Consider the following 23,754-nt stretch of genomic DNA (forward strand, 5'->3'; position numbering starts at 1 on the left):
CCCGTGCCCCCCTTCCCCCTTCGAGTCCAGATGAGCCCGCCATGCGCGCCCTGATCGACCTTCTCCGCGCCATGACCCCGCGCGAGCGCCGCCGCGCCGGGCTGATCGGGGCCGGGCTGGCGCTCGCGGCCCTGCTCGAGGTGGTCGGCGTCGCCTCGGTGGTGCCGTTCCTGACCCTCGTCGGCGATCCCGGGGCGGCCTCGCGCATCCCGGCGCTGGGCGCGATCCGCGACGGGCTCGGGCTGACCGACGACCGCGGCTTCCTGATCGTCGTCGGGCTCGCCGCCCTCACGGCGATCCTCGTCACCTCCTGCGTCAATGCCGGGCTCACCTACGCCCAGCTGCGCTTCAGCCACGCCGTCGGCTACGGCTTCGCCCGGCGCCTGCTGTTCCGCACCGTGGACCGGGAGCGGTTGTTCTTCTCCACCGCCAACAGCGCCGAGCTCGCCAAGACGATCCTGAGCGAGACCGACCGCCTCGTCGTCGGCGTGCTCACCCCCGCCACCGTCATCGCCTCGCGGGCGACCTCGGCGCTCGCCGTGATCGCGTTTCTGCTCGTCGTCTCGCCGCGCCTGGCGCTGATCCTCGGGGCCGGGTTCGGCGGGCTCTATGTCGGCATCTTCCTGGTGGTGCGGGCGCGGCTCGCCCGCATCGGCGCCCGGGCGGTCGCCGGCAACGAGGCCCGGTTCCGGGTGGTGCACGAGACGATCGGCGGCCTGACCGAGCTCAAGCTCTACGGCCGGGCGGAAGGCTTCGCGAGCCGGTTCGAGGCGCCGGCCCGGGCCTACGCGCAGGCGAGCGCCGAGAGCCTGCTCACCGGGCAATTGCCGCGCTTCGTCATCGAGGCCCTGGCCTTCGGCGGCGTCATCGTGGTGGTGCTGTTCGCGCTCTCGCAGGGGCTCGACACTGCCGGCATCCTGCCGCTGCTCGGCCTGTTCGCCTTCGCGGGCTACCGGATGCTGCCGGCGTTCCAGAACGTGTTCAACGCACTCGCGCTCTTGCGCTTCACCCTGCCGGCGGTCCGGCTCGTGGTCGACGCCCTCGCCGGCGAGCGGGAGCCCGTCCGCCGCGACCCCGAGCGGCTGCCGTTCCGGGACGCGATCCGCCTCGAGCGCGTCGGGTTCGACTACGAGCCCGGCCGTCCGGCGCTCTCGGACATCGATCTGGTCATACCCGCCCACACCACGGTCGGCCTCGTCGGCCGCACCGGCTCGGGCAAGTCGACCCTGATCGGGCTGATCCTCGGCTTCCTCACGCCCACCACCGGCCGCCTCGCGGTGGACGGGGTCGCGCTCGACGCCGCCACCCTGCCGGCCTGGCAGAACCGCATCGGCTACGTGCCGCAGGACATCTTCCTGGTCGACGGCACCATCGCGGAGAACATCGCCTTCGGCCTCGACGCGATCGATGCGGGCGCCGTCGAACGGGCGGCCCGGCTCGCCGGCGCGCACGACTTCGTCGCCGCCCTGCCGGAGGGCTATGCCACCCGCGTCGGCGAACGCGGCGCCCGGCTCTCCGGCGGCCAGCGCCAGCGCATCGGCATCGCCCGGGCGCTCTACCACGACCCCGACGTGATCGTGTTCGACGAGGCGACCTCCGCCCTCGACGACGAGACCGAGGGCGTGGTGATGCGGGCGGTCCAGGGCCTCGCCGGCACCCGCACCCTGATCATGATCGCCCACCGCCTCACCAGCCTCGCGGGGGCCGACGCCGTGCACGTCCTGGAGGGGGGACGGATCGTCGCCTCGGGCCCGCCCGGCGAGGTGCTGCCGCCGTCGGCACGAAGAGCGGAGCCTTCCAGTGCGGCGTGATCCGGCAGCATCGCCCCCAGGCAAGCCGGCTAATTACCGAGAAAGCCGATCCCGACCTGCCTTCGACCAAGTCAATCCGCAATGAGAGCGTTTCATTAAGCACCCTGACGTACGGATGCACATCCGCGACGCCAGAGCCGGTCGATGATCCTCAAGGGTAACCTGTCCACGAAGCTGACGCTGATCGCCGGATCGGCGATCGGCGTGACCGTTCTCGCCTTCGTCGGCGTCGCCGGATGGACGGCGGCCGAGCGGACGAACGCGGAGATCCTGCAGCTCGCCGCCGAGAAGGCGGCCGGCACGACGGCCCAGACCTCGATCCAGATCGTCGACGCGATCTCCGCCAGCCGGGCGCTCGCCGCCACGATGTCGGGGCAGCTGAGCGGCGGCGCCGTGCGCAGGGCCGATGCGGTCGCGGCGGCCAGGTCCCTGATCCAGGACTACCCGGCCATCTTCGGGGCCTGGATGTCGGACACGACCGACAAGCGGGCGGCCAAGTCCCTGACGGGCTCGGGCTTCGAGAACGAGGCCGGCCTCTTCACCCCGTACTGGACCCGCAAGGACGACGGCACCCTCGATTTCGGGACCTTCCCGATCGTCGCCACGGAGGAATGGTACGCCAGCCCGGTCACGTCCGGCCGGAGCGTCCTCGTCGAGCCCTACGTGACCAACCAGGGCCAGCTCGTGACCTCGATCAGCTCGCCGCTCAAGGTCGATGGCCGCGTGGTCGGCGTGGCCGGGGTCGATATCCGGCTGAGCGGGCTCGCGGCCACCTTCGCGGCCTTGCAGCCGTTCGAGGGCGGGCGCGTCCTGCTGCTGTCGAACGCCCGCAAGTGGATCGTCCCTCCGCAGAGCGAGCTCCTGATGAAGGAGTATGACGGGGTCGGGGCCCAGGAGGTCGCCGCCGCCCTGGCCGACCGGCATCCGCGCATCCTCCGGGGCAGCCCGGACGGCGCGGTCCGCTTCGTCTACCCCTTCACCCAGCCGGGCATGAACACGACCTGGGCCCTGGTGATGGACGTGCCGGCCGCGGCGTTCACGCAGCCGATCTACCGGCGCGTCGCCGAGACCGCCGCGGGCGGGCTCCTGATCCTCCTGGTCCTCGTCGGCGTCGTCGCGGCGGCGAGCCGGACCCTGATCGGCACGCCGCTCAAGCGGTGCCTCGATACGGTCCAGGCCCTGATCGACCGGCGTTACGACGTGACGATCACCGGCACCGCGCGCGACGACGAGATCGGCCGGATCAGCCGGGCGCTCGAAGTGTTTCGGGACAAGGCGCACCAGGCCGACCTCCTGACGAGCGAGAGCGAGGCGGAGCAGCAGCGCCGGGTGGCGCGCGCGCACCGCATCGACCGGCTCGTCTCCGACTTCCAGCACACCATCGCCGGCTCGCTCGGGATCGTCACCTCGGCGGCGACCGAGCTCGACGCCACCGCCCGCTCGATGACCCAGGTCGCCGACGACACCAACGGCCAGGCCGTCGCCTCGAGCGCGGCGGCCGAGCAGACGGCCATCAACGTGCAGACCGTGGCGGCGGCGGCCGAGGAGATGGTCTCCTCGCTCCAGGAAATCGAGCGGCAGGTGCTGCGCTCCAACGAGGTCGCCGGCCATGCCGCCCACGAGGCCGCGGCGACCGGAACCGCCATGGCAGCCCTGGGCACCGCCACCGACCAGATCGGCGCCGCCGTGACCCTCATCTCGACCATCGCCGCGCAGACCAACCTCCTGGCGCTCAACGCCACCATCGAGGCGGCGCGGGCCGGCGAGGCCGGCCGCGGCTTCTCGGTCGTCGCGGCGGAGGTCAAGGAACTCGCGAGCCAGACCGGCCGGGCCACGGAGGAGATCACCGGCCAGATCGGCGCGATCCAGGCCGCCACCGGCCAGGCGGCGGAGGCGATGCGCCAGATCAACCGCACCATCGCCGGCATGAGCGAGATCAGCGCCGCGATCGCCGCGACGGTCACGCAGCAGACCGCCGCCACCGGCGAGATCTCCCGCAACGCCAGCGAGGCGGCCCATGGCACCCGCGACGTGTCGCACAACGTGTCGCGGGTGCTGGCCTCCTCCGGCGAGACCGGCAGCGCCGCCGCGCAGGTGCTAAGCGCCGCCGCCGAACTGGCGTCGCAATCGCTCGCCGTGAAGCGGGAGGTCGACGGCTTCCTGCGCGACATCCAGGCGGCCTGATCCCTTCCAGGCCGCCCTCCCCGTCCATGCCCTCCGACCCTCCGCGTCACGCGGAGGATTTTTTCGTCACCACAGCGTCTGGCGCGCCCGCTCGGCCCAGGCCTCGTCATAGGCCGTGCCACCGACACGGCCCTCGCTCAACCCGGCCAGGATCTGGCCGGGACTCGGCAGGCTCTTCGGATCGACCTGCGCGTCGGCGCGCCACAGGCCGGAGCGGATCAGCGCCCGGGCGCACTGGAAATAGACCTCCCCGACCCGGATCACCATCACGGTGCGCGGCGCCCTGCCGTCGATCGCGAAGGACGCGCACAGGTCCGCATCGTCGTCGATCACCGCGCGGTCGTTGACCCGCAGCGCGTTGCCGACGCCCGGGATGAGGAACATCAGCCCGACCCGGGGATCGCGCACGACGTTGCGCAGGCTGTCGATCCGGTTGTTGCCGCGGCGGTCCGGCAGGAGCAGCGTCGTCGGATCGGCGACCCGCACGAAGCCCGGGCGGTCGCCGCGGGGCGAGCAATCGAGCCCTTCCGGACCGACGGTCGCGAGCGACACGAACGGCGCCGCGGCGATGAAGGTGCGGTAATGCGGGGTGATGTGGTCGGCCACCTTGACGGTCGAGGCTTCGCCGACCGCACCGGGATCGCCGTAGACCCGCTCCAGGTCGGCCACCGTTTCCAGGATCGCCATCGGCTCGTCTCCCCCTTCGCGATAACCGCGACCGGCTTACGGGCCGGTGGGCACCGACGCTATCGAATTGGGCTTACGGCCCCGTGACGTCCGCTCGAGGAGCACGGCTTGGCCGGAGTCGCCGCGCGGCCGCAGTTGCCATCTGGCAACCTAGGACGGCTGAAGGCTGGTTAATGATCGTTAACCAAAAAGCGTTTGCGTCGTCACGGCCAGGCTGGCATCGTCTTACGGAATTTTTCCGCGACGCGCTCGAAAGCCGTAAATGCCAGACTTGCCGCAGGAGCAGGCACCCGCCGCAGCCTCCGACCGCCCCTCGATCACCCGGATCATCGCCGAGGATGGCAATGCCCTGTCGAGCGAGCTGAACGCGCTGCGGCGCACCCTCTTTCCCCCGGCCTCGCACAAGCTGCTGCGCTCGTTCTCCTCCGGCGAGGCGGCGAAGCTGATCGGGGTTGCGGACGGCTACCTGCGCCAGCTCTCGCTCGCCAGCAAGGGTCCTCAGCCGGAGATCGGCCCGGGCGGGCGCCGCTCCTACACGCTCGGCCAGATCAACGAGCTGCGCCAGCTCCTCGACGACGGGCCGAAATCGAAGCGCTACGTGCCTCACCGCTCGGGCGCCGAGCATTGCCAGGTGCTGGCCGTCGTGAACTTCAAGGGCGGATCGGGCAAGACAACCACGGCGGCTCACCTCGCCCAGTACCTGGCTCTGCGCGGCTACCGGGTGCTCGCGGTCGACCTCGACCCGCAGGCCTCGCTGACCGCCCTCCACGGCTACCAGCCGGAATTCGACGTCGGCCCGAACCAGACGCTCTATGCCGCGATCCGCCACGACGACGAGCAGAAGCCGCTCGCCGAGGTCGTACGAAAAACCTACTTCCCGGGCCTCGACCTCGTGCCCGGCAACCTCGAACTGATGGAGTTCGAGCACGACACCCCGCGGGTTCTGGCCGACCGCAATGCCGAGCCGTTCTTCGGCCGCATCGCCACGGCGCTCGGGAGCGTCGCCGACGATTACGACGTGATGATTCTCGACTGCCCGCCGCAGCTCGGCTTCCTGACGCTCGGCGCGCTTTGCGCCGCCACCGCGATGCTGGTGACGGTGCACCCGCAGATGCTCGACGTGATGTCGATGTGCCAGTTCCTCTTGATGGCCTCCGACCTCCTGGGTGTGGTGCAGGAGGCCGGGGCCGATCTCGACTACGACTTCTTGCGCTACGTCGTGACGCGCTACGAACCCTCCGACGCGCCGCAGACCCAGATGGTCGGCTTCATGCGCTCGCTCTTCCGCGAGCGGGTGCTCACCCATCTGATGCTCAAATCGACCGCCGTGTCGGATGCCGGTCTGTCCAAGCAGACCCTCTACGAGATCGGCCGCGAGAGCTTCACCCGCGCCACCTACGACCGGGCGATCGAGGCGCTCGACGGGGTCAACGGCGAGATCGAAGGCCTGATGCACCGCGCCTGGGGACGCGTGCCGGCATGAAGCGCAAGGACGCCCTGCGCGCCGCCCTCGGCGCCCGCTCCCTCGACCGCGAGACGCCGCCGGCCGAGTTGCCAACTGGCAACCCGGTCGAGGCCCCGGCCACCGATCCCGCCACCGAGGCACCCCGCCAGCTGGTGCGCTCCGGCGCCGTCGGCGCCATGGGGCGCAGCCTCGGGCGCATCGCCAGCGCGGCGGCGGAGGCCCGCGCCATGGTGGCGTCGGGCGACCGGGTGGTCGAACTCGACACCGCCCTCGTCGACGGCTCCTTCGTCAAGGACCGCCTGTCGGTCGATCCGGAGGAGCATGCCGCCTTCGTGGCGCTGATCCGCGAGCGCGGCCAGCAGGTGCCGATCCTGGTCCGGCCGCATCCGTCCGAGGCCGGCCGCTATCAGGTCGCCTACGGCCATCGCCGGTTGCGGGCGGCGATCGAGCTCGGCCGCCCGGTCCGGGCGGTGGTCAAGACGCTCACCGACGAGGATCTCGTCGTCGCGCAGGGCCAGGAGAATTCGGCCCGGGCCGATCTCAGCTATATCGAGCGGGCCCTGTTCGCGATCGCGCTCGAGGATCGCGGCTTCGACCGCGCCACCATCATGGCGGCGCTCGCGGTGGAGAAAACCCAGCTCTCGCGCCTGATCGGCATCGGCCGGGCGGTACCGGTCGACATCGTGACGGCGATCGGCCCGGCGCCGAAGACCGGCCGGCCGCGCTGGACCGTCCTCGTCGAGGCGCTCGCCCGCGAGGGCGCCGGCGAGGTGGTCGGCCGCGTCCTGGCAACGCCGGACTTTTCGGAGCTGTCCTCGGACGACCGCTTCGCCCGGCTGTTTTCGGCGCTCACCGCGCCGGCACCGCGGCCGGCGCCGGTGCCGGCGGTCTGGACCACGCTCGGCGGACGGCCGGTGGTGCGGATCGACCGCGGCCGCCAAGGCACCCAGCTCACTGTCGACGACAGCCTCGAACCGGACTTCGCCGCCTACCTGATCCAGAGTCTTCCACAGCTCTACGCCGCGTTCGCCGAGTCGAAGACCCGAGACGACACCGATTAAGGTTCGTCCTATCTCCGAACCGGAGCGACGAAGACTCTCCGGTTAGCCACACCGATTCACAGGAATCTGGCGATCTGCTTCGGAATCTCGCCCGACTCGACTCTGTCGAGTCGGGTTTCGCGCGTTAGGACTCCAACCCAACAGAGTCACGATGCGCGCCCGAAAGCCCGCATCCGCCTGCGGAGCCCCTTGGTGGAGATGACGACCCCGCCGCAATCCGTCCTCGAACCGGTCGAGGGCGTGCGCGATCCCGACCTCCTCGAGATCGTCGAGAAGGCGCGCGGCAGCGTCGCCTACAAGGCGACGCTCGCCTTCGTGCGCGCGAGCCAGGCCAAGCGCGACGCCGAGTCGGAGGCGCGCGACAAGCTGGTGGTGCTGAAGGCCGAGGCCGCCGCCGAGCGCGCCCGGCTGCCGCGCAACGCGCGCCGCCGCGACATGGTGCGCGAGGTGATCGAGAACGAGCCGGCGGCGCCCGAGAACATCCAGCACATCCACTCGGTCCTGGCGCTGTGCGGCCTGCCGTATCGCGAGCCGAAGGGCGTCACCAACGTCTCGCGGGAATACGGCCGCAACACGCTCGCCATCAATGCCGGCCGGCTGATCAACCCGTCGACCGGCGAGATGGAGATGCAGGGGCTGCCCTACGGCCCGAAGGCGCGGCTCCTGCTGCTGCATCTCTGCACGGAAGCCGTGCGCCAGCGCAGCCCGAAGGTCGAGGTGGCGCAGAGCATGTCGGGCTTCATCCGCGACATGGGCTTCCCGGTCACCGGCGGCGAGCGCGGCACGCTCAAGCAGTTCAAGGAGCAGCTCAACCGGCTCGCCGCCTGCTCGATGCAGATCGGCCTGTGGGACGGCACCCGCGCCTCGACCCTCAACGTGCCGCCGTTCCGGCAGATGGACGTGTGGCTGCCGCTGCACAACCACCCGGACCAGGGCCTCTTATGGTCCTCGACCATCACCTTCCACCGCGAGTTCTACGACAACCTGATCCAGCACGCCCTGCCGGTCGACATCCGGGCCGCCCGGGCCTTCGCCGGCTCGGCGCGCAAGCTCGACCTGCTTTTTTGGGTCGGCTACCGGCTCTCGCGGCTGGAGCGGCCGCTGCGGCTCACCTGGGACAACCTCTACAAGCAGTTCGGCAGCGAGAACGGCTCGATCCGGTCCTTTCGCCAGGAATTCCGCAAGGACGTCGCCCACCTCACCGAGGTGTTTCCACGTCTGCGCCTGACCCTCGACGACGGTGGCATGCAGCTGCTGCCCTCCGATCCGAAGGACCTCCTGGTGCCGCCCAAGGCGGCGCTGGCGAATAGGCGAGCCCGCGCAAGGGCTTGATTCCGCCGACTTGCCTACGTGGCCGTCTCGTCGAGGGGCGGGACGTCGGGCGCGCATGACGCCTCACGCCGCGAGCGTAGGATCGTCGGCGTCGAGTCATGCCCGCTCATAGGATTTATTTCCTTTTATTACGGGAATGATGACGGGATCGGTCCGGGCGTAGCCGGTTAGATCGCCAGCGGACTCGCCGGAGGACGATCTTCGCGTCGAATGAACGCGAAAATCCGTTCCCCGGCAGGAGCGGCCGCGCCGCGCGGTGAGTGAACGGGAAGACGCGCCGTTCCGTATTCGGGCCGCCCCATCTGCTGGGGGGCGCACGGACCATCGTCATCCCTGTTGCCAGTTGGCACGATCATGGGACGCGCACGCCGAAGCACCACTCGGCGCCGGGATCGCGGCTGCGCCAGTCCGGCGTGACACCGGTCAGCCGGTCTCGCATCTCCGCCGGCCATGCCTCATGCAGAAAAAAACCACGCCGCCGGTTTCGCGAGCGGCGCGCAAGTCTCTCGCCACGCTGCAGAGTCCTCGTTCGGGTCTCGCCCGGCCCTCCGCCTCGATACGTAACCTCATGCGTGATCAGCGCGCTCATCGACGCGATGATCAAGAATTTTTCAGCGCAATAAACTGAATTTTTATTTTTTATGCGATCTCGAAACAGCAAATCTCAAGATATCTATTTATAGAAACGGCAAATTTACATCAGATCGTCAGTCGCCTTCTCTCTGGCGGGCGCTGTGACGCGCGCCCGTCCTACGCCGAGTTGCCTACGCGTCGCCCGCAGCGGAGAGGTGCGCGGGCGCGCTGAATTGCCTACGCCCCCGGACGCCGACACTTCCCCCGGAATCGGAGCCTTGTCCGTTGAGATTCCGCATCTTTTTCAGGATCGCGGGCGCGCAGACCCGCCTACGGTCCGTCACCGGATCGACGCCGACTTGCCTACGCTCGAGCAGGCCGACGCAGGATCCCGGTAACCCTCGCGGGCGGCAGAGTCGTGAGTCGCGCCAAAGTATTGCCGACCTCCAGCAACGCCCGGCGAGTCGAGCGAGAGTCCCGCATCGGGACGGCGAATCATCAGCCATCGTAGAGGCGGGTCGGTTCCCGCGTCTCAAGCCTCGGCTCGACTCATCCCCGGGGAAACGCGGCCGGCTGTTCTGGGCTTTGTCGGGCGACGACTCGGGGATCGCGAGGCTCCGACTCGCCGCCGCAGGCCTCAGGACTCTCGGCCCCGGTCGAACGATGGGCCCGACGTCTGACATCGGAGCCGGGAGGGGAGGGCGCTCCCACCGGGCGAGAACGCGATCCGCCTCTCCGCCGATCGAGCCCTGGAACCCCCTAACTCCTGATCCCCAAATCCCTTTTTATGAGAGATTCAGAATCTAGATTCAGAGTCTGAATCCGTAGAGCTATATGGGTATTATATGGGGTGGCGATTTTTCGTTGCCGCTCAAGGGCTTGCCCCCTGTTCGCGTAGGCAGGTCTGCGCGGTCGCGTAGGCAACTCGGCGCAGGAGCGTAGGCTCGTCTGCGTGGAATCCGGGGGGCCGGGAAGGCGACTCTGCGCAGGCCCGTAGGTTACTCGGCGCAAGGCCCCGATTAACAGCTTGGAAAGCTGTGTGAATCGCGGATGGCTCGCCGTAGGCAAGTCGGCGTGCCGGTCGGGGCCCGCGGCAGGCCCCGGCGAGGCCCGATTCCGGGCTCGCGCCCGACCTCGATTCTCACCCCCGGCACGGTCCGAGCCCGAAACCCCGGATTCTCCGCCAGGAGGCCCGTGGAGGCCCGTCCGTCCCGGGGACAGTTGTACGGCACCTGCCGGCCCCGAATCCAGCTCAGCGGCGATCCTGGCGGCTTGGCGCGGGTTGTCCCACGGCTATGCCCGAATCCGGCGCGCAGCCCGGGCCGGACCGATCGCGTTGTGGTCCAAGGCCTTGCGACTCGGGCCGAGGCCGTTGTCCCCGCTGCCGTCAACAGGCGACCGGGATTCCGGGGGCTGGTGAGGCCGTCCATCCACAGCCCCGGTTGACACCCCCTCGAAACCGAACAAAACAGGAACATATTCGGGTTTCGGTCGGTGATGGGCATGAGATGCGACAGGCCGGGCGGGAACGGCAGCTCGCGGCGTTGCGCGAGCAGATCGGCGGGCTGGCGCCCGAGGCGGCGGGACGTCCGGTCCTGTCCTTCGGCGTCGACCCGATCGACACCCATCTGCCGGGCGGGGGCCTGCGCCTCGGCGCGGTGCACGAGGTGCTGGCCGCGGGCCCGGTGGACGGGGAGGGGGCGCTCGCGGCCCTGTTCGTCGCCGCGATCCTGGCCCGGCTCCCCGGCCCGGTGCTGTGGTGCCTCACCCGCCGCGACCTCTTCGCCCCCGGCCTCGCCGCGGTCGGGCTCCATCCCGACCGGGTGCTCTATGCCGAGACCCGGCGCGAGACCGAGGTGCTGCCCACCATGGAGGAGGGGTTGCGCCATCGCGGCCTCGCAGCGGTGGTCGGCGAGGTCGCCCGGCTCGGGCTCACCCCGTCGCGCCGGCTCCAGCTCGCCGCCGAGGGCAGCGGAGGCCTCGCCCTGGTGATCCGCCGCTGGGGCGCCGCCGTGCCCGAGCCCAACGCCGCCGCCACCCGCTGGGGCGTCACCGCGGCGCCCTCTCCCGCTCTTCCCGTTCCGGGCCTGTCGCGGGCCCGCTGGACCGTGGCGCTCGTCCGCGCCCGGGGCGCCGAGCCCCGCACCTGGCTCCTCGAGGCTCCCGATGCGAAGGGTCGTCTGCGTCTTCCTCCCGAGCTGGCCGACCGACCGCTGGCGGCGCCGGCACGGCGGGCCGCCGCCGGATGAGCCCGTGGTGGCCGCCGGCCAGGACGGCCCGCGCCGGGTGCTCACCGCCGTCGACCGCGCCGCCCGGGCGGCGGGCCTGCGCCCCGGCCTCGCTCTGGCCCAGGCGCAGGCGATGGTGCCGGGCCTCGCGGTGATCGCCGCCGACCCCGAGGAGGATGCCGCGGCGCTGACCCGCCTCGCGGCCTGGTGCCTGATCTACGCTCCCCTCGTCGCCCCCGACCCGCCGGACGGGATCTGGATCGATGTCGCGGGTGCCGCCCACCTGCAGGGCGGGGAGGCGGCGTTGCTCGCCACCCTGCGGCGGCGCCTCGCCCGGGCCGGCTACCGGGTGCGGGTCGCGCTCGCCGACACGCCGGGTGCTGCCTGGGCCGCCGCCCGCTGCCTGCATCCCGAGACCGTGCTGCCGCCGGCCGGGCAGCGCCCCCACCTCCTCGACCTGCCGCTCTGGGCCCTGCGCCTCGCGCCCGACACGGTGTCGGGCCTGGCCCAGCTCGGCCTCACCCGGGTCGCCCATCTCGTCGACCAGCCGCGCGGCCCGCTGCGTCTGCGCTTCGGCGAGGAGCCCGGCCGCCGCCTCGACCAGGCCCTCGGCTATGCCCCCGAGCCGCTCGCCTATCTCGCGCCCCCGGCCGAGCACGCCGTGCGCCTCGCCTTCCCGGAGCCGATCGGCGCGCCCGAGACCCTGGCCCGGGTGGCCGGGCGGCTCTGCGCGATGCTGGCCGAGGCGCTCGCCCGGCACGGGCTCGGGGCACGCCGGCTCGACCTGGTGTTTCGCCGCGTCGACGGCCTCGACCAGGCGGTCAGCGTCGGCACCGCCCGGCCGAGCCGCGATCCCGCCCACCTCGCCCGCCTGCTGACCGAGCGTCTGCCGCAGATCGATCCCGGCCACGGCCTCGACGAGGCGCGGCTCTCGGCGCCCCGCGTCGAGCGCCTGGGCGCGCGCCAACTCGCCGCCCCCGGCGAGGAGCCCGACCCCGACGCGATGGCGGAGCTCGTCGACCGGCTGGTGCTGCGCCTCGGGCCCGGCCGGGTGTTTCGCCGCAGCCCGGTCGAGAGCGAGTGGCCCGAGCGGGCGGTGCGCCGGGTCGCCCCGTTGAGCCCGGCCACCGGCGTCACCTGGCCCGCCGACCTGCCGCGGCCCGGCCGGCTGCTGCCCGTGCCGGAGCCGGTGGCGGTCCTGGCCGCGCTCCCCGACGCGCCGCCCACCGCCTTCACCTGGCGCGGCACCCGCCGCCGGGTGGCGCGGGCCGACGGGCCGGAGCGCATCTTCGGCGAGTGGTGGCTCGCCGAGGACGAGGTCGCGGCCACCCGCGACTATTACCGGGTCGAGGACGAGACCGGCGCCCGCTACTGGCTGTTTCGCGATTGCCTGACCCGGGAGGGCGCGCGCTGGTGGCTGCACGGGCTGGGGGAGGCGTGATGCGACCGGTCGCTCGGAGCCTGCTCGATCGGATCGGATCTCGTCCCGTCCACGACCTCATCCTGAGGTGCGACCGGAGGGAGCCTCGAAGGAGGGCTCCAGGGATCACCGCGACATCTGGAGCCCTCCTTCGAGGCTCCCCGACGGTCGCACCTCGGGATGAGGTCGCGGGTGGGACGGAACGTGCCGACGGTGCCGTCGTCGGCAGTCGGTCGCGCCCCCGATGAGCATCGAGCTCCAGGTCACCACCCACTACTCGTTCCTGCGCGGCGCCTCCTCGCCCGAGGAGCTTTTTGCCACGGCCGCCCTCCTGGGCATCCGGGCGCTCGCCGTCACCGACCGCAACTCGCTGGCCGGCATGGTGCGGGCGCATGCGGCGGCGCGTACCACCGGCTGCCGCCTGATCGTCGGCTGCCGGCTCGACCTGGCGGAAGGCTGGAGCCTGCTCGTCTACCCGACCGATCGGGCGGCCTATGGCCGGCTCTGCCGCCTCCTCACCCTCGGCCGATCCCGGGAGCGCGCGCCCCGTGGCGGTTGCCACCTGACAACTGGCGACGTGGCGGAGTGGAGCGAAGGGCTGCTCGCGGTACTGCCCGCCGACCGTGCCGACGACGCCCTGACCGAGCGCCTGCGCCTCTTGAAGGAGATCTTCGGGAAGAATCTCTCCTGCGGCCTGTCGCGCCGCTTCGGCGTCAACGACCACTTGCGGCTCTCCGACATCGCCGGTCTCGCCCGGGCGGCGCGGGTCCCGACCGTCGTCCTCGGCGACGTGCTCTACCATGTCCCGGAGCGACGGATGATGCAGGACGTGGTCACCTGCATCCGCCTGAAGACCACGATCGAGGCGGCGGGCTTTGCCCGCGAACGCCATGCCGGGCGCCACCTGCACGAGCCCTCCGAGACCGCCCGCCTGTTCACCCGCCACCCGGAGGCGCTGGCCCGGGCCGTGGCCATCGCCGAAGCCTGCCGCTTCTCCCTCGACGAGCTGACCTACACCTACCCGGACGAGGCGGGGGAGGACGGCCGGCCGGCCCAGGTGCGGCTGGCCGCAATGACCTGGGAGGGGGCGGCGAAGCGCTTTCCGGCCGGGGTGCCGGAGGCGGTCCGCAAGCAGCTCGCGGACGAGCTCGATCTCGTCGACTTCAAGGGGTACGCGCCGTACTTCCTCACCGTCGAGGCGATCGTCCGCTATGCCCGCTCCCAGGGCATCCTGTGCCAGGGCCGCGGCTCGGCGGCGAATTCGGCGATCTGCTACTGCCTCGGCATCACGGCGATCGATCCGGTGGCGCAGGGCCTGCTCTTCGCCCGCTTCATCAACGTGACCCGCGACGAGCCCCCCGACATCGACGTCGATTTCGAGCACGAGCGCCGGGAGGAGGTGATCCAGTGGATCTACGCCACCTATGGCCGCGCGCGCGCCGCGCTCACCGCCACGGTGATCCGCTACGGGGCCCGCGGCGCGGTGCGGGAGGTCGGCAAGGTGCTGGGCGTGCCCGAGGACGTCACCGGGGCCCTCGCCCGTCTGGTCTGGGGCTGGTCGCGCGACGGCGTCGGCGAGCGGGAGGCCAAGGCGCTCGGCCTCGACCTCTCGCAGCGCGCCTTGCGGCTGACCCTGGAGATCGCCCGGGCGCTGATCGGCACGCCGCGCCATTTCGGCCAGCATCCGGGCGGCTTCGTCCTCACCCTCGACCGGCTCGACGACCTCTGCCCGGTGGTCCCGGCCCGGATGGAGAACCGCCAGATCATCGAGTGGGACAAGGACGACATCGAGACCCTGCGCTTCATGAAGGTCGACGTGCTTGGCCTCGGCATGCTCGGCTGCCTGCGCCGGGCCTTCACGCTGCTCGCCGAGCACCGGCCCGAGACGAACCCGCCGCGGGAGATCGCCGACATTCCGCCGGACGACGAGCCCACCTACGCAATGATCCAGAAGGCCGACACGATCGGGGTGTTCCAGATCGAGAGCCGGGCCCAGATGGCGATGCTGCCGCGGATGCAGCCAAAAAACCTCTACGACCTCACCATCGAGGTCGCGATCGTGCGGCCGGGCCCGATCCAGGGCGACATGGTCCATCCCTATCTGCGCCGCCGCCGCGGGATCGACCCGGTCACCTATCCGACCAGAGAACTGGAGAGCGTGCTCGGGCGCACCCTCGGCGTGCCTTTGTTCCAGGAGCAGGCGATGCAGGTCGCGATCGTCGCCGCCGGCTTCAGTCCCGCCGAGGCCGACGGCCTGCGCCGCGCCATGGGCACCTTCAAGGGCGACGGCACGATCAATCTCTACGAGGAGAAGCTCGTCGGCGGGATGATCGCCAACGGCTACGACCCGGATTTCGCCGCCCGCACCTACCGCCAGCTCGAGGGCTTCGGCTCCTACGGCTTCCCGGAGAGCCACGCCGCCTCCTTCGCCCTCGTCGCCTACGCCTCGTCCTGGCTGAAGTGCCGGCACCCCGACGTGTTCGCTTGCGCGCTCCTCAACGCCCAGCCGATGGGATTCTACGCCCCGGCCCAGATCGTGCGCGACGCGCGCGCCCACGACGTCGAGGTCCGGCCGATCGACGTCAACGCCTCGCGCTGGGACTGCACCCTGGAGCCGGCCGGGGAGGGGAGGCTGGCGGTGCGGCTGGGTCTGCGGCTGGTGCGGGGCCTGGGGAACCAGGACGGCGCCCGGCTCGCCACCGTGCGGGAGGCCGACCTGTTTCGCTCGGTCGAGGACCTGTGGCGCCGGGCCGGTCTGTCGCTGAAGGGCCTGCGGAGCCTGGCCGCGGCGGACGCCTTCGCGGGCCTCGGCCTCGATCGCCGCGCCGCCCTGTGGGCGATCCGCGGGCTCGCGCCCGAGCCGCTGCCGCTCTTCGCGGCGGCCGACCGGCGCGAGGCCGCGCCCCTCCCCGAACTCGCCGAGCCGCCGGTGCGCTTGACGCCCTTGGGGGAGGGGGCCGCCGTGGTGGCGGATTACCGGGCGTCGGGCTTGAGCCTCGGCCGCCACCCGCTCGCCTTCCTGCGGGGGGATCTCGCGCGCGACGGCGTCTCGGCCTGCGCGGCGCTCCGCCGGCTGCGCGACGGCGCCCGGGTGACGGTGGCCGGGCTGGTGCTGGTGCGCCAGAAGCCGGGCTCGGCCAAGGGGGTGATGTTCATCACGCTGGAGGACGAGACCGACACCGCCAACCTGGTGATCTGGCCATCCCTGTTCACCCGCCAGCGCACCCTGATCCTCCAAACCGGCCTGATGGCCGCCCGCGGCCGGGTGCAGCGCGAGGGCGAGGTGATCCACCTCGTCGCCGAGCACCTGATCGACCGCTCGGACCTGCTCGCCCGCGTGGCCGAGGACGCGCCGGGCGAGCCCCTGGCGGTCGATGGCGGGCGGGGCGACGAGGCGCGGCGCGGCGGTGGCGATGCGCGGGGCGCGGCACGGCCGCTGCGGGTGGGGAGCCGGGATTTCCGGTGAGGGGGCGGGTCGTCCGCGTGCCGCACCGGACGGGATCGTCGTTGACCGCTTGTCTCCCGCCAGTCCCGGATCTCCTTCCGCTGGCGCTTCCATGGTCCGGGACTGGGGAGAGAGCTTCTCGACGGCGGGTAAGCAGGAGGCAGGGATGTGCCCGCCCCTCCTTCATCCCCCGAACCGGTCCGCCCGCGCCTGGTGCCCGGCGAGATCGACCAGGTCGGCGAAGGCGCCGTAGCTCGTCATGGCGTCGGCGCGACCGCTCGGCGTGCCGTCGCGCCGGAGCGCCGCCAGGGTCTCCTCCATCGCCCGTACGGCGGAGAACAGGGCGCTCAGCGCGTAGAAGGCGAGGCTGAAGCCCATCGCCTGGAGGTCGGCGGCCGTCAGCGCCACCGCCTCGGTGCCGTCGACGATCGATACCACCTTCGGCCCCGGCACGGCGCGGGCGATCGCCTCGACCTCGGCGACGCGCTTGACCCCGTCGACGAAGACGAGGTCCACCCCCGCCTGCGCGTAGAGGGCGGCCCGGCGGACCGCCTCGTCGAGGCCCATCGCCGGCAGCGCGTCGGTGCGGCCGATGATCAGGAGGTCGTCCTCGCCCCGCGCCTCGAGGGCGCAGGCGAGCCGCCGGGCGTTCTCCTCGGCATCGACGAGGCGGATGCCGGCGAGCTGGCCGCAGCGCTTCGGGGCCACCTGGTCCTCCAGGTGGATCGCCGCCACCCCGGCCTGGACGTGCTCGCGCACCGTGCGGTGGATGTTGGCCGGCCCGCCATAGCCGGTATCGGCGTCGGCGACGACCGGGATGGTCACCGCCCGGGTCATGATCCGGGCATGCTCGGTCATCTCGGTCTGCGACATCAGGCCGAGATCGGGCAGGCCGAGCCGGGCGGCCGTGGCGCCGAACCCCGTCATGTAGACCGCCGGGAAGCCGGCCCGCTCGACGAGGCGGGCCGTCAGGGCATCCGCCGCGCCCGGCGCCATGACGATGCCCTGCGCCATCCCGGCGCGCAGCCGGGCGGCGGGGCTGTTTTGCGCCGTCATGCCAGCGCCCCCTTGGAGGAGACGGCATCGGTGCGGGCATCGTCCTTGAGCTCGGCCCGGGCCGGGATCAGCGCGACGAGGAGGGAGGCGAGGAGCGCACCGCCGCCGATCACCCACAGGCCGGCGAGGCCGGTGCCGGCCCAGCCTTCCGCCGCGACCTTCAGGTTCGGCGCCACGAAGCCGCCGAGGTTGCCGATCGCGTTGATGACCGCGATGCCGCCGGCCGCCGCGAAGCCGCCGAAATAGCCCATCGGGAAGGTCCAGAAGATCGGCTGGGCGCTGATCAGCCCGGCGACCGAGACGCAGAGCGCCAGCACGGCGACGAGCGGCGGCAGGTAGCCGGACGCGATCATGCCGAGGCCGGCGCAGAGGAGCGAGACGACCGCGAAGGTCCGCCGGCGCCCGCTGCGCTGGGCGAGGCCCGGCCAGAACGCGCTGACCGCGAAGGCGCAGAGCCACGGGATGCTGGTGACGAGGGTCACGCCGAGGCCGATCTTGGTGCCGAGCAGCGCGCTCACCTGTGCCGGCAGGTAGAAGGCGATGCCGTAGCCGCAGATCGCGATCGAGAAGTAGGTGAGCGCGAAATGCGCCAGCAGCGGGTTGCGGAAGATCGCCCCGAGATGGACCGCGCCGTGCGCCGACTTGGCGGCGTTCTCGGTGGCGATCGCGGCTTCCAGGGCCGCCTGCTGGCGGGCCGGCATCCAGGCGGCGTCGCGGGGTCGGTCGGTGAGGTAGACATAGGCCCACACGCCGACGAGCGAGGCGGCCAGGCCCTCGACCAGGAACATCAGCTGCCAGCCCTCCAGGCCGAAGGCGCCGTGCATGTCGAGGAGGAGCCCCGAGATTGGCCCGCCGAGGATGAAGCAGAGCGGCTGGCTCAGGTAGAACAGGCCGAGGATCTGGGCCCGCTCCTTGGCCGGGAACCAGTAGGTCAGGTAGAGCAGCACGCCCGGGAAGAAGCCGGCCTCGGCGATGCCGAGCAGCACCCGCAGCACCGCGAACGAGGTATCGCCGTGCACGAAGGCCATGGCGGCGGCGAGCAGCCCCCAGGTCACCATGATGCGCGACAGCCAGACCCGCGCCCCAACCCGGTGCAGGATCAGGTTGCTCGGCAATTCGAACACCGCGTAGCCGACGAAGAAGATGCCGGCCGCGAAGGCGAAGGCCGCCTCCGTGATCCCGGTCGAGAGCTGGAGCGCCTGCTTGGCATACGCCACGTTGGCGCGGTCGAGATAGGCGAGCAGGTACATCAGCACCAGGAACGGCACCAGGCGGCGCCGGGCGGTGGCGACGGCGGCCTCGGTCTCCGAGGGCGGTGAGGCGACGGCGGGTGTCATCGGGCGTTTCCCCTTCGTTTGTTGTGGTGATTGTTGTGTCGCGGCTCGCGCGGGCGTCGGCGTTCAGTCCGCCTCGCCCGGCAGGACCTTGCCTGGATTGAGGATGCCGAGGGGGTCGAGCGCCCGCTTGATCGCCCGCATCACCCCGATCGCCGCCCCGTGCTCCAGCTCCATGAACTTGATCTTGCCCGAGCCGATGCCGTGCTCGCCGGTGCAGGTGCCCTCCATCGCGATGGCGCGGCGCACCAGCCGGTCGTTGATCGCGGCGGCTTCCGCCAGTTCCGCCTCGCTCGACGGATCGACGATCAGGCCGAGATGGAAATTGCCGTCGCCGACATGGCCGACCGTGGTGATCGGGAACGAGGCGCCGGCGATGTCCGCCCGGGTCTCGGCGAGGCAGCGCGGCAGGCTGGCGATCGGCACGCAGACGTCGGTGCTCCAGACCCGGCCGTTGGGGCGCAGGGCCTGGACCGCGTAGTGCACGTCGTGCCGCGCCCGCCACAGCCGGGCCCGGGCGTCGGCATCGGCGGCGGTCTCGAAGCCGAGCGCGCCGTTCCCTTCGGCGAGCGCGCCCACCAGCGCCATCTGCTCGGCGGTCCCGGCCTGCGTCCCGTGGAACTCCATGAACAGGGTCGGCATCTCGGCGAGCGCGGTCCCCGAGTGGCGGTTCACCGCCGCGATGGTGACGGGATCGAGAAGCTCGACCCGGGCGATCGGCACGCCGCACTGGACGATCTCGACCACGGTGGCCACCGCCGCCTCGACGCTCGGAAAGGCGCAGACGGAGGCCGCGACCGCCTCCGGGATGCCGTGGAGCCGCACCGTCAGTTCGGTGACGATGCCGAGCGTGCCCTCCGAGCCGACCAGCAGCCGGGTCAGGTCGTAGCCGGCCGAGGATTTGCGCGCCCGCGAGCCGGTGCGGATCACCGTGCCGTCCGCCATCACGGCGGTGAGGGACACGACGTTGTCCTTCATCGTGCCGTAGCGCACCGCGTTGGTGCCCGACGCCCGGGTCGCCGCCATGCCGCCGAGCGTGCTCTCGCCGCCGGGATCGACGGGAAAGAACAGGCCGGTGTCGCGCAGGTGCGCGTTGAGCTGCTGGCGGGTGACCCCGGCCTCCACCGTCGCGTCGAGGTCGTCGGCCCGCACCGCAACGATGCGGGTCATGCGGCTCAGATCGAGGCAGACGCCGCCCTGCAACGCCGCGACGTGGCCCTCCAGCGAGGTGCCGCCGCCGAACGGGATCACCGGGACCCGGTGGCCGGCGCAGGCGCGCACGATGCCCGATACCTCGTCGGTCGAGAGGGCGTAGCACACCGCCTCGGGCGGGCATGTCGGGTGGTAGGACTCGTCGCGTCCGTGATGCTCGCGCTCGGGCAGGCTCCGGGTGAAGCGCTCGCCGAGGAGGTCGGTCAGGGCCCGCACCAGCGTATCCGGCAGGCCCGCCCGGAGCGGACGAGCCGCGATGCTTCCTTCCATGACGCCCTCCCGGCGATCCGATCGTTGCGCCGGACCGTGCAGCAATCGGCTGCGTCGATCAAGCATATTGTACCTTGGATACAATAGAAGGATCGGTCGCGGATGGGACGGGGCTGTGCGATAAGCCGGCATGCCCCCGATCCAGCTCGATCTCACGGTTCCGAAGTCGCTCTCCGCCGCCGTCGAGGAGCGGATCCGCGACGCCATCGTGAATGCGGAACTCGCCTTCGGCCAGGCCCTGCCGGAGGATGGGGTCGGCCTCGCCATGGGGGTGAGCCGTACCCCGATGCGCGAGGCCCTGACGCGGCTCCAGGCGCAGGGGCTGGTGGTGATCGTGCCGAAGAAGGGCACGTTCGTGTTCGATCCCTCGCCCGACGACGTCGACCAGCTCGCGGCGTTCCGGCTGATGCTCGAGAGCGAGGCGGTCCGGCTCGGCCTCGCGGTCGCCCCGGAGGCGGCGCTCGCCGGCCTGCGGGCGGCGCAAGGGGCGATGGAGCAGGCGCGCCGGAGCGGCGACGGCCGCGCCTATGCCCGCGCCGACACCGTCTTCCACGCCAGCTTCTTCCATCATTGCGGCAACGCCTACCTGGCGAAGGCCTACGAATCCATCGCCTGGCAGGTGGCGGCCCTGCGCGCCCATCTCTCGGTGCCGCGCCTGCACGAGCAGGACACCTCGTTTGCCGAGCACGCGGCGATGATCGGGCATTTCGCGGCGGGCGAGGCGGAGGCCCTGCTGGCGATCCTCGGCCGCCACATCCTGCGCTCCGCCGCGGTCTACCGCGAGGCGATCCGGGTGCGCGGCGCGTAGGGGCCGGCGGCTGCGCCCGCCGGTCGCGGCGGCCCGCCCCGGGCGGGGCGTGCGCCATCCCTCAATGCGCCGACACGCTCCGCCCCGGCACGATGTCGTTGGCGATCACCTCGCCGAACGGGCCGTCGTTGCGGGCGTTCGTCGCCGCCCGGCCGGTGGTGCCGCGCAAGGGGAGCTTGGGGAAGACCAGCTCGGCGAAGCGGTAGGCCTCCTCCAGGTGCGGGTAGCCGGAGAGGATGAAGCGGTCGATGCCCAGATCGATGTATTCCTTCATCCGGTCGGCGACCTGATCGGGCGAGCCGACCAGCGCGGTGCCGGCCCCGCCCCGCACCAGGCCGACGCCGGCCCAGAGGTTCGGCGACACCACCAGCTTGTCGCGCCGGCCGCCATGGAGCTGCATCATCCGGCTCTGGCCGACGGAATCCTGGCGCGCCAGGGTCGCCTGCGCCTTGGCGATGGTGGCGTCGTCGAGGCGCGAGATCAGCGATTCGGCCGCCTCCCAGGCCGCGGATTCGGTCTCGCGCACGATGACGTGCAGGCGGATGCCGTACGAGAAGGTTTTTCCGCGCTTGTCGGCCGCCTCGCGGGCCCGGGCGATCTTCTCCGCCACCCCGGCCGGGGGCTCGCCCCAGGTCAGATAGACGTCGCAATGCTCGGCCGCGACCTCGATCCCGGCCGGCGACGAGCCGCCGAAATAGAGCGGCGGGTAGGGCTTCTGGACCGGCGGGAAGATCAGCCGGCCCTCCTCCACCTGCAGGTGTTCGCCCCGGTAGGTCACGGTCTCGCCGGAGAGGAGCCCGCGCCAGACACGCAGGAATTCGTCGGTCACGGCGTAGCGCTCGTCGTGGGACAGGAACACGCCGTCGCCGCGCAGCTCCACCGGATCGCCGCCCGTCACCACGTTGATGAGGAGCCGCCCGTCCGAGATCCGGTCGAGGGTCGCGGCCATGCGGGCGGCGGTCGAGGGCAGTTGCAGGCCGGGCCGCACCGCCACCAGGAAGCGCAGGCGCTGCGTCAGCGGCGCCAGCGCCGAGGCGACGACCCAGGAATCCTCGCAGGAGCGCCCGGTCGGCAGCAGCACGCCGAAATAGCCGAGCTCGTCCGCGGCCTGGGCGATCTGGCGCAGGTAGGGCAGGGTGACGGCCCGCGCGCCTTCCTGGGCGCCGAGATAGCGGCCGTCGCCGTGGGTGGGCAGGAACCAGAGGACGTCGGTCTGGCCGGTCATGGGGGAACTCCGGGGAATGAGAGTGCGCCTGTTCGGCGGCAGTGATCGAGTTTTCCAACCCGCAACCTCATCCTGAGGTGTCGGTCGATTGAACATCGACTGACCTCGAAGGAGGTCTCCAGGAAGCACAGTGGCTTCCGGAGCCCTCCTTCGAGGCTCACTTCGTTCGCACCTCAGGATGAGGTTGCGGGTGGGGCGAAGCTGGCATCTCGTCGGATTGTTCGATGAACGATCCGTCAGCCCCGCCCATCCAGCAGGTGATCGAGGATGCGCCCCTCCAGGGCCGCCAGGTCCGGGTCGCCGCGCCGGCGCGGGCGGGAGACCGTGACGGGCACGTCGAGGGCGATGCGGCCGGATTCGACGACGAGGATGCGGTCGGCGAGCGCCACCGCCTCGGCGACGTCGTGGGTGACGAGGAGCGCCGTGAACCCTTGCGCGCGCCAGATCCGCTCGATCATCGCCTGCATGTCGATGCGGGTCAGCGCGTCGAGGGCGCCCAGCGGCTCGTCGAGGGCGAGAAGCCCCGGCCGGCTGACGAGGGCGCGGGCGAGCGCCACCCGCTGGCGCTGGCCGCCCGAGAGGGTGGCGGGCCATTGCTCCGCCTTCTCGGCGAGGCCGACCTCCTTGAGCGCCGAGGCGGCGCGGGCCCGGCGCTCCGCCGCCGTGCCGCCGCGCAGGCCGACCGCGACGTTGTCGAGGACGCTCGCCCAGGGCAGGAGGCGCGGCTCCTGGAACATGATCCGGCGCGGGGTGTCCCCGCCTTCCACCGCGACGCGGCCGGCGCTCGGCGCGTCGAGGCCGAGGATCAGGCGCAGCAGGGTGGACTTGCCGCAGCCCGAGCGCCCGACCACGGCGACGAACTGGCCGGCCGGGATGTGCAGGTCGAGCCCGTCGATGACCGGCCTGCCGCCGTCGAAGCTCTTGGACAGGCCGCGCAGGGTCAGGCCGAGGCCGGCCGTGCTCCGGTCGCGGGCGATCTCGCGGTCGACGGCCTCGCGGCGCAGGGCCGTGCGGGCGGCGGGAGCGCCCTCGAACCGGCGCAGGGTGCTGGCGAACATGGGGGTGATCCTGGGCGCGAATGGGGGTCAGGCGGCGCGGTAGGCGGGGTTCCAGGCGAGGCAGGCGCGCTCGAGCCGGCGGGTCGCGAGGTCGGCGACCTTGCCGAGCAGCGCGTAGATCAGGATCGCCAGCACCACGACGTCGACCAGCATGAACTCGCGCGCCTGCATCGCCATGTAGCCCAGCCCCGACGAGGCCGAGATCGTCTCGGCGACGATGAGGGTCAGCCACATGATGCCGAGCGCGTAGCGCAGGCCGACGAAGACCGACGGTAGGGCGCCGGGCAGCACCACGCGCCAGAACAGCTCGGGCTTCGACATGCCGTAGATCCGGCCCATCTCGACCAGCTGCGGATCGACCGAGCGGATGCCGTGCAGCGTGTTGGCGTAGATCGGGAAGAACACGCCGAGCGCCACCAGGAAGAGCTTGGCCTCCTCGCCGATGCCGAACCACAGGATGACGAGCGGGATCAGCGACAGGTGCGGGATGTTGCGGATCATCTGCACGGTGGTGTCGGTGAGCCGGTCCGACAGGCGCGACAGACCATTGGCCAGCCCTAAGCCGAAGCCGATGCCGCCGCCGAT

The 23,754-nt window shown here is 71.7% G+C and carries 16 protein-coding genes; 9 read left to right on the forward strand and 7 right to left on the reverse strand.

Translation table 11 applies throughout. From position 1 onward, the window contains the following. The first annotated feature begins 41 nt into the window (after positions 1–41). Together QR78_RS09720 and QR78_RS35970 are read left to right on the forward strand one after the other, a co-directional pair. Positions 42–1,811, forward strand: coding sequence for an ABC transporter ATP-binding protein (locus QR78_RS09720; RefSeq protein ID WP_048427312.1), 1,770 nt, complete (start codon positions 42–44; stop codon positions 1,809–1,811). A 144-nt stretch (positions 1,812–1,955) separates the two neighbouring features. Beyond that, on the forward strand, positions 1,956–3,995 hold the full coding sequence (locus QR78_RS35970; protein ID WP_082172142.1) for a methyl-accepting chemotaxis protein: 2,040 nt from the start codon (positions 1,956–1,958) through the stop codon (positions 3,993–3,995). Between the two features lie 66 nt (positions 3,996–4,061). Here QR78_RS35970 and QR78_RS09730 read toward each other — a convergent pair whose 3' ends face one another. Continuing rightward, the gene (locus QR78_RS09730; protein ID WP_048427313.1) at positions 4,062–4,682 is read right to left on the reverse strand and encodes a pyridoxamine 5'-phosphate oxidase family protein; all 621 of its coding nucleotides are present in this window, start codon (positions 4,680–4,682) and stop codon (positions 4,062–4,064) included. A 262-nt stretch (positions 4,683–4,944) separates the two neighbouring features. Between QR78_RS09730 and repA the strand changes: the two genes are divergently transcribed. From repA to QR78_RS09760, 6 genes are all read left to right on the forward strand, one after another. Then, positions 4,945–6,165, forward strand: coding sequence for a plasmid partitioning protein RepA (gene repA, locus QR78_RS09735; RefSeq protein WP_048427314.1), 1,221 nt, complete (start codon positions 4,945–4,947; stop codon positions 6,163–6,165). Further along, the gene (gene repB, locus QR78_RS09740; protein WP_048427315.1) at positions 6,162–7,208 is read left to right on the forward strand and encodes a plasmid partitioning protein RepB; all 1,047 of its coding nucleotides are present in this window, start codon (positions 6,162–6,164) and stop codon (positions 7,206–7,208) included. The genes repA and repB overlap by 4 nt, the downstream gene beginning before the upstream one ends. 198 nt (positions 7,209–7,406) lie before the next feature. Beyond that, positions 7,407–8,540, forward strand: coding sequence for a replication protein RepA (locus QR78_RS09745; protein WP_048427326.1), 1,134 nt, complete (start codon positions 7,407–7,409; stop codon positions 8,538–8,540). 2,081 nt (positions 8,541–10,621) lie between these two features. Beyond that, the gene (locus QR78_RS09750) at positions 10,622–11,362 is read left to right on the forward strand and encodes an ImuA family protein (protein WP_048427316.1); all 741 of its coding nucleotides are present in this window, start codon (positions 10,622–10,624) and stop codon (positions 11,360–11,362) included. Then, a complete protein-coding gene (locus QR78_RS09755) occupies positions 11,280–12,782 on the forward strand; it encodes a DUF6504 family protein (protein WP_082173739.1) in 1,503 nt (500 codons plus the stop codon). Before QR78_RS09750 ends, QR78_RS09755 begins: the two co-directional genes overlap by 83 nt. 223 nt (positions 12,783–13,005) lie before the next feature. Next, positions 13,006–16,227: an error-prone DNA polymerase gene (locus QR78_RS09760; RefSeq protein ID WP_048427317.1), complete on the forward strand. Its 3,222-nt coding sequence runs from the start codon at positions 13,006–13,008 to the stop codon at positions 16,225–16,227. Positions 16,228–16,389: 162 nt separating this feature from the next. On the opposite strand, the gene QR78_RS09765 is transcribed toward QR78_RS09760, so the two are convergent. From QR78_RS09765 to QR78_RS09775, 3 genes are all read right to left on the reverse strand, one after another. Beyond that, entirely contained in the window at positions 16,390–17,262 is an 873-nt protein-coding gene (locus tag QR78_RS09765) for an isocitrate lyase/PEP mutase family protein (RefSeq protein WP_048427318.1), read from the reverse strand. After that, positions 17,259–18,599, reverse strand: coding sequence for an MFS transporter (locus QR78_RS09770; protein ID WP_048427319.1), 1,341 nt, complete (start codon positions 18,597–18,599; stop codon positions 17,259–17,261). The genes QR78_RS09765 and QR78_RS09770 overlap by 4 nt, the downstream gene beginning before the upstream one ends. Positions 18,600–18,662: 63 nt before the next feature. Beyond that, the gene (locus QR78_RS09775; protein WP_048427320.1) at positions 18,663–20,078 is read right to left on the reverse strand and encodes an FAD-binding oxidoreductase; all 1,416 of its coding nucleotides are present in this window, start codon (positions 20,076–20,078) and stop codon (positions 18,663–18,665) included. Between the two features lie 130 nt (positions 20,079–20,208). Here QR78_RS09775 and QR78_RS09780 point away from each other — a divergent pair, with 130 nt between their 5' ends. Continuing rightward, positions 20,209–20,886 (forward strand): GntR family transcriptional regulator, encoded by a 678-nt coding sequence (locus QR78_RS09780; RefSeq protein ID WP_048427321.1) that lies wholly within the window; start codon positions 20,209–20,211, stop codon positions 20,884–20,886. A 61-nt stretch (positions 20,887–20,947) separates the two neighbouring features. Here the strand turns inward: QR78_RS09780 and ssuD are convergent, their stop codons facing one another. The 3 genes from ssuD to QR78_RS09795 all read right to left on the reverse strand — a co-directional run. Next, positions 20,948–22,111 carry an FMNH2-dependent alkanesulfonate monooxygenase gene (gene ssuD, locus QR78_RS09785; protein ID WP_048427322.1) on the reverse strand — a complete coding sequence of 388 codons (1,164 nt, stop codon included), beginning with the start codon at positions 22,109–22,111 and terminating at the stop codon, positions 20,948–20,950. Positions 22,112–22,347: 236 nt separating this feature from the next. After that, entirely contained in the window at positions 22,348–23,169 is an 822-nt protein-coding gene (locus QR78_RS09790; protein WP_048427323.1) for an ATP-binding cassette domain-containing protein, read from the reverse strand. Between the two features lie 27 nt (positions 23,170–23,196). Then, a partial coding sequence (locus tag QR78_RS09795; RefSeq protein WP_048427324.1) for an ABC transporter permease subunit occupies positions 23,197–23,754 on the reverse strand: 558 nt, incomplete at its 5' end.

This window comes from Methylobacterium indicum (genome assembly GCF_001043895.1).
Taxonomy (GTDB): Bacteria; Pseudomonadota; Alphaproteobacteria; order Rhizobiales; family Beijerinckiaceae; genus Methylobacterium; species Methylobacterium indicum.

What these genes read in the sequence shown, in the direction of transcription:
- QR78_RS09720 (WP_048427312.1), top strand. Translation starts at nt 42, where the DNA reads ATGCGCGCCCTGATCGACCTTCTCCGCGCCATGACCCCGCGCGAGCGC.
- QR78_RS35970 (WP_082172142.1), top strand. Translation starts at nt 1,956, where the DNA reads ATGATCCTCAAGGGTAACCTGTCCACGAAGCTGACGCTGATCGCCGGA.
- QR78_RS09730 (WP_048427313.1), bottom strand. Translation starts at nt 4,682, where the DNA reads ATGGCGATCCTGGAAACGGTGGCCGACCTGGAGCGGGTCTACGGCGAT.
- repA (WP_048427314.1), top strand. Translation starts at nt 4,945, where the DNA reads ATGCCAGACTTGCCGCAGGAGCAGGCACCCGCCGCAGCCTCCGACCGC.
- repB (WP_048427315.1), top strand. Translation starts at nt 6,162, where the DNA reads ATGAAGCGCAAGGACGCCCTGCGCGCCGCCCTCGGCGCCCGCTCCCTC.
- QR78_RS09745 (WP_048427326.1), top strand. Translation starts at nt 7,407, where the DNA reads ATGACGACCCCGCCGCAATCCGTCCTCGAACCGGTCGAGGGCGTGCGC.
- QR78_RS09750 (WP_048427316.1), top strand. Translation starts at nt 10,622, where the DNA reads ATGCGACAGGCCGGGCGGGAACGGCAGCTCGCGGCGTTGCGCGAGCAG.
- QR78_RS09755 (WP_082173739.1), top strand. Translation starts at nt 11,280, where the DNA reads ATGCGAAGGGTCGTCTGCGTCTTCCTCCCGAGCTGGCCGACCGACCGC.
- QR78_RS09760 (WP_048427317.1), top strand. Translation starts at nt 13,006, where the DNA reads ATGAGCATCGAGCTCCAGGTCACCACCCACTACTCGTTCCTGCGCGGC.
- QR78_RS09765 (WP_048427318.1), bottom strand. Translation starts at nt 17,262, where the DNA reads ATGACGGCGCAAAACAGCCCCGCCGCCCGGCTGCGCGCCGGGATGGCG.
- QR78_RS09770 (WP_048427319.1), bottom strand. Translation starts at nt 18,599, where the DNA reads ATGACACCCGCCGTCGCCTCACCGCCCTCGGAGACCGAGGCCGCCGTC.
- QR78_RS09775 (WP_048427320.1), bottom strand. Translation starts at nt 20,078, where the DNA reads ATGGAAGGAAGCATCGCGGCTCGTCCGCTCCGGGCGGGCCTGCCGGAT.
- QR78_RS09780 (WP_048427321.1), top strand. Translation starts at nt 20,209, where the DNA reads ATGCCCCCGATCCAGCTCGATCTCACGGTTCCGAAGTCGCTCTCCGCC.
- ssuD (WP_048427322.1), bottom strand. Translation starts at nt 22,111, where the DNA reads ATGACCGGCCAGACCGACGTCCTCTGGTTCCTGCCCACCCACGGCGAC.
- QR78_RS09790 (WP_048427323.1), bottom strand. Translation starts at nt 23,169, where the DNA reads ATGTTCGCCAGCACCCTGCGCCGGTTCGAGGGCGCTCCCGCCGCCCGC.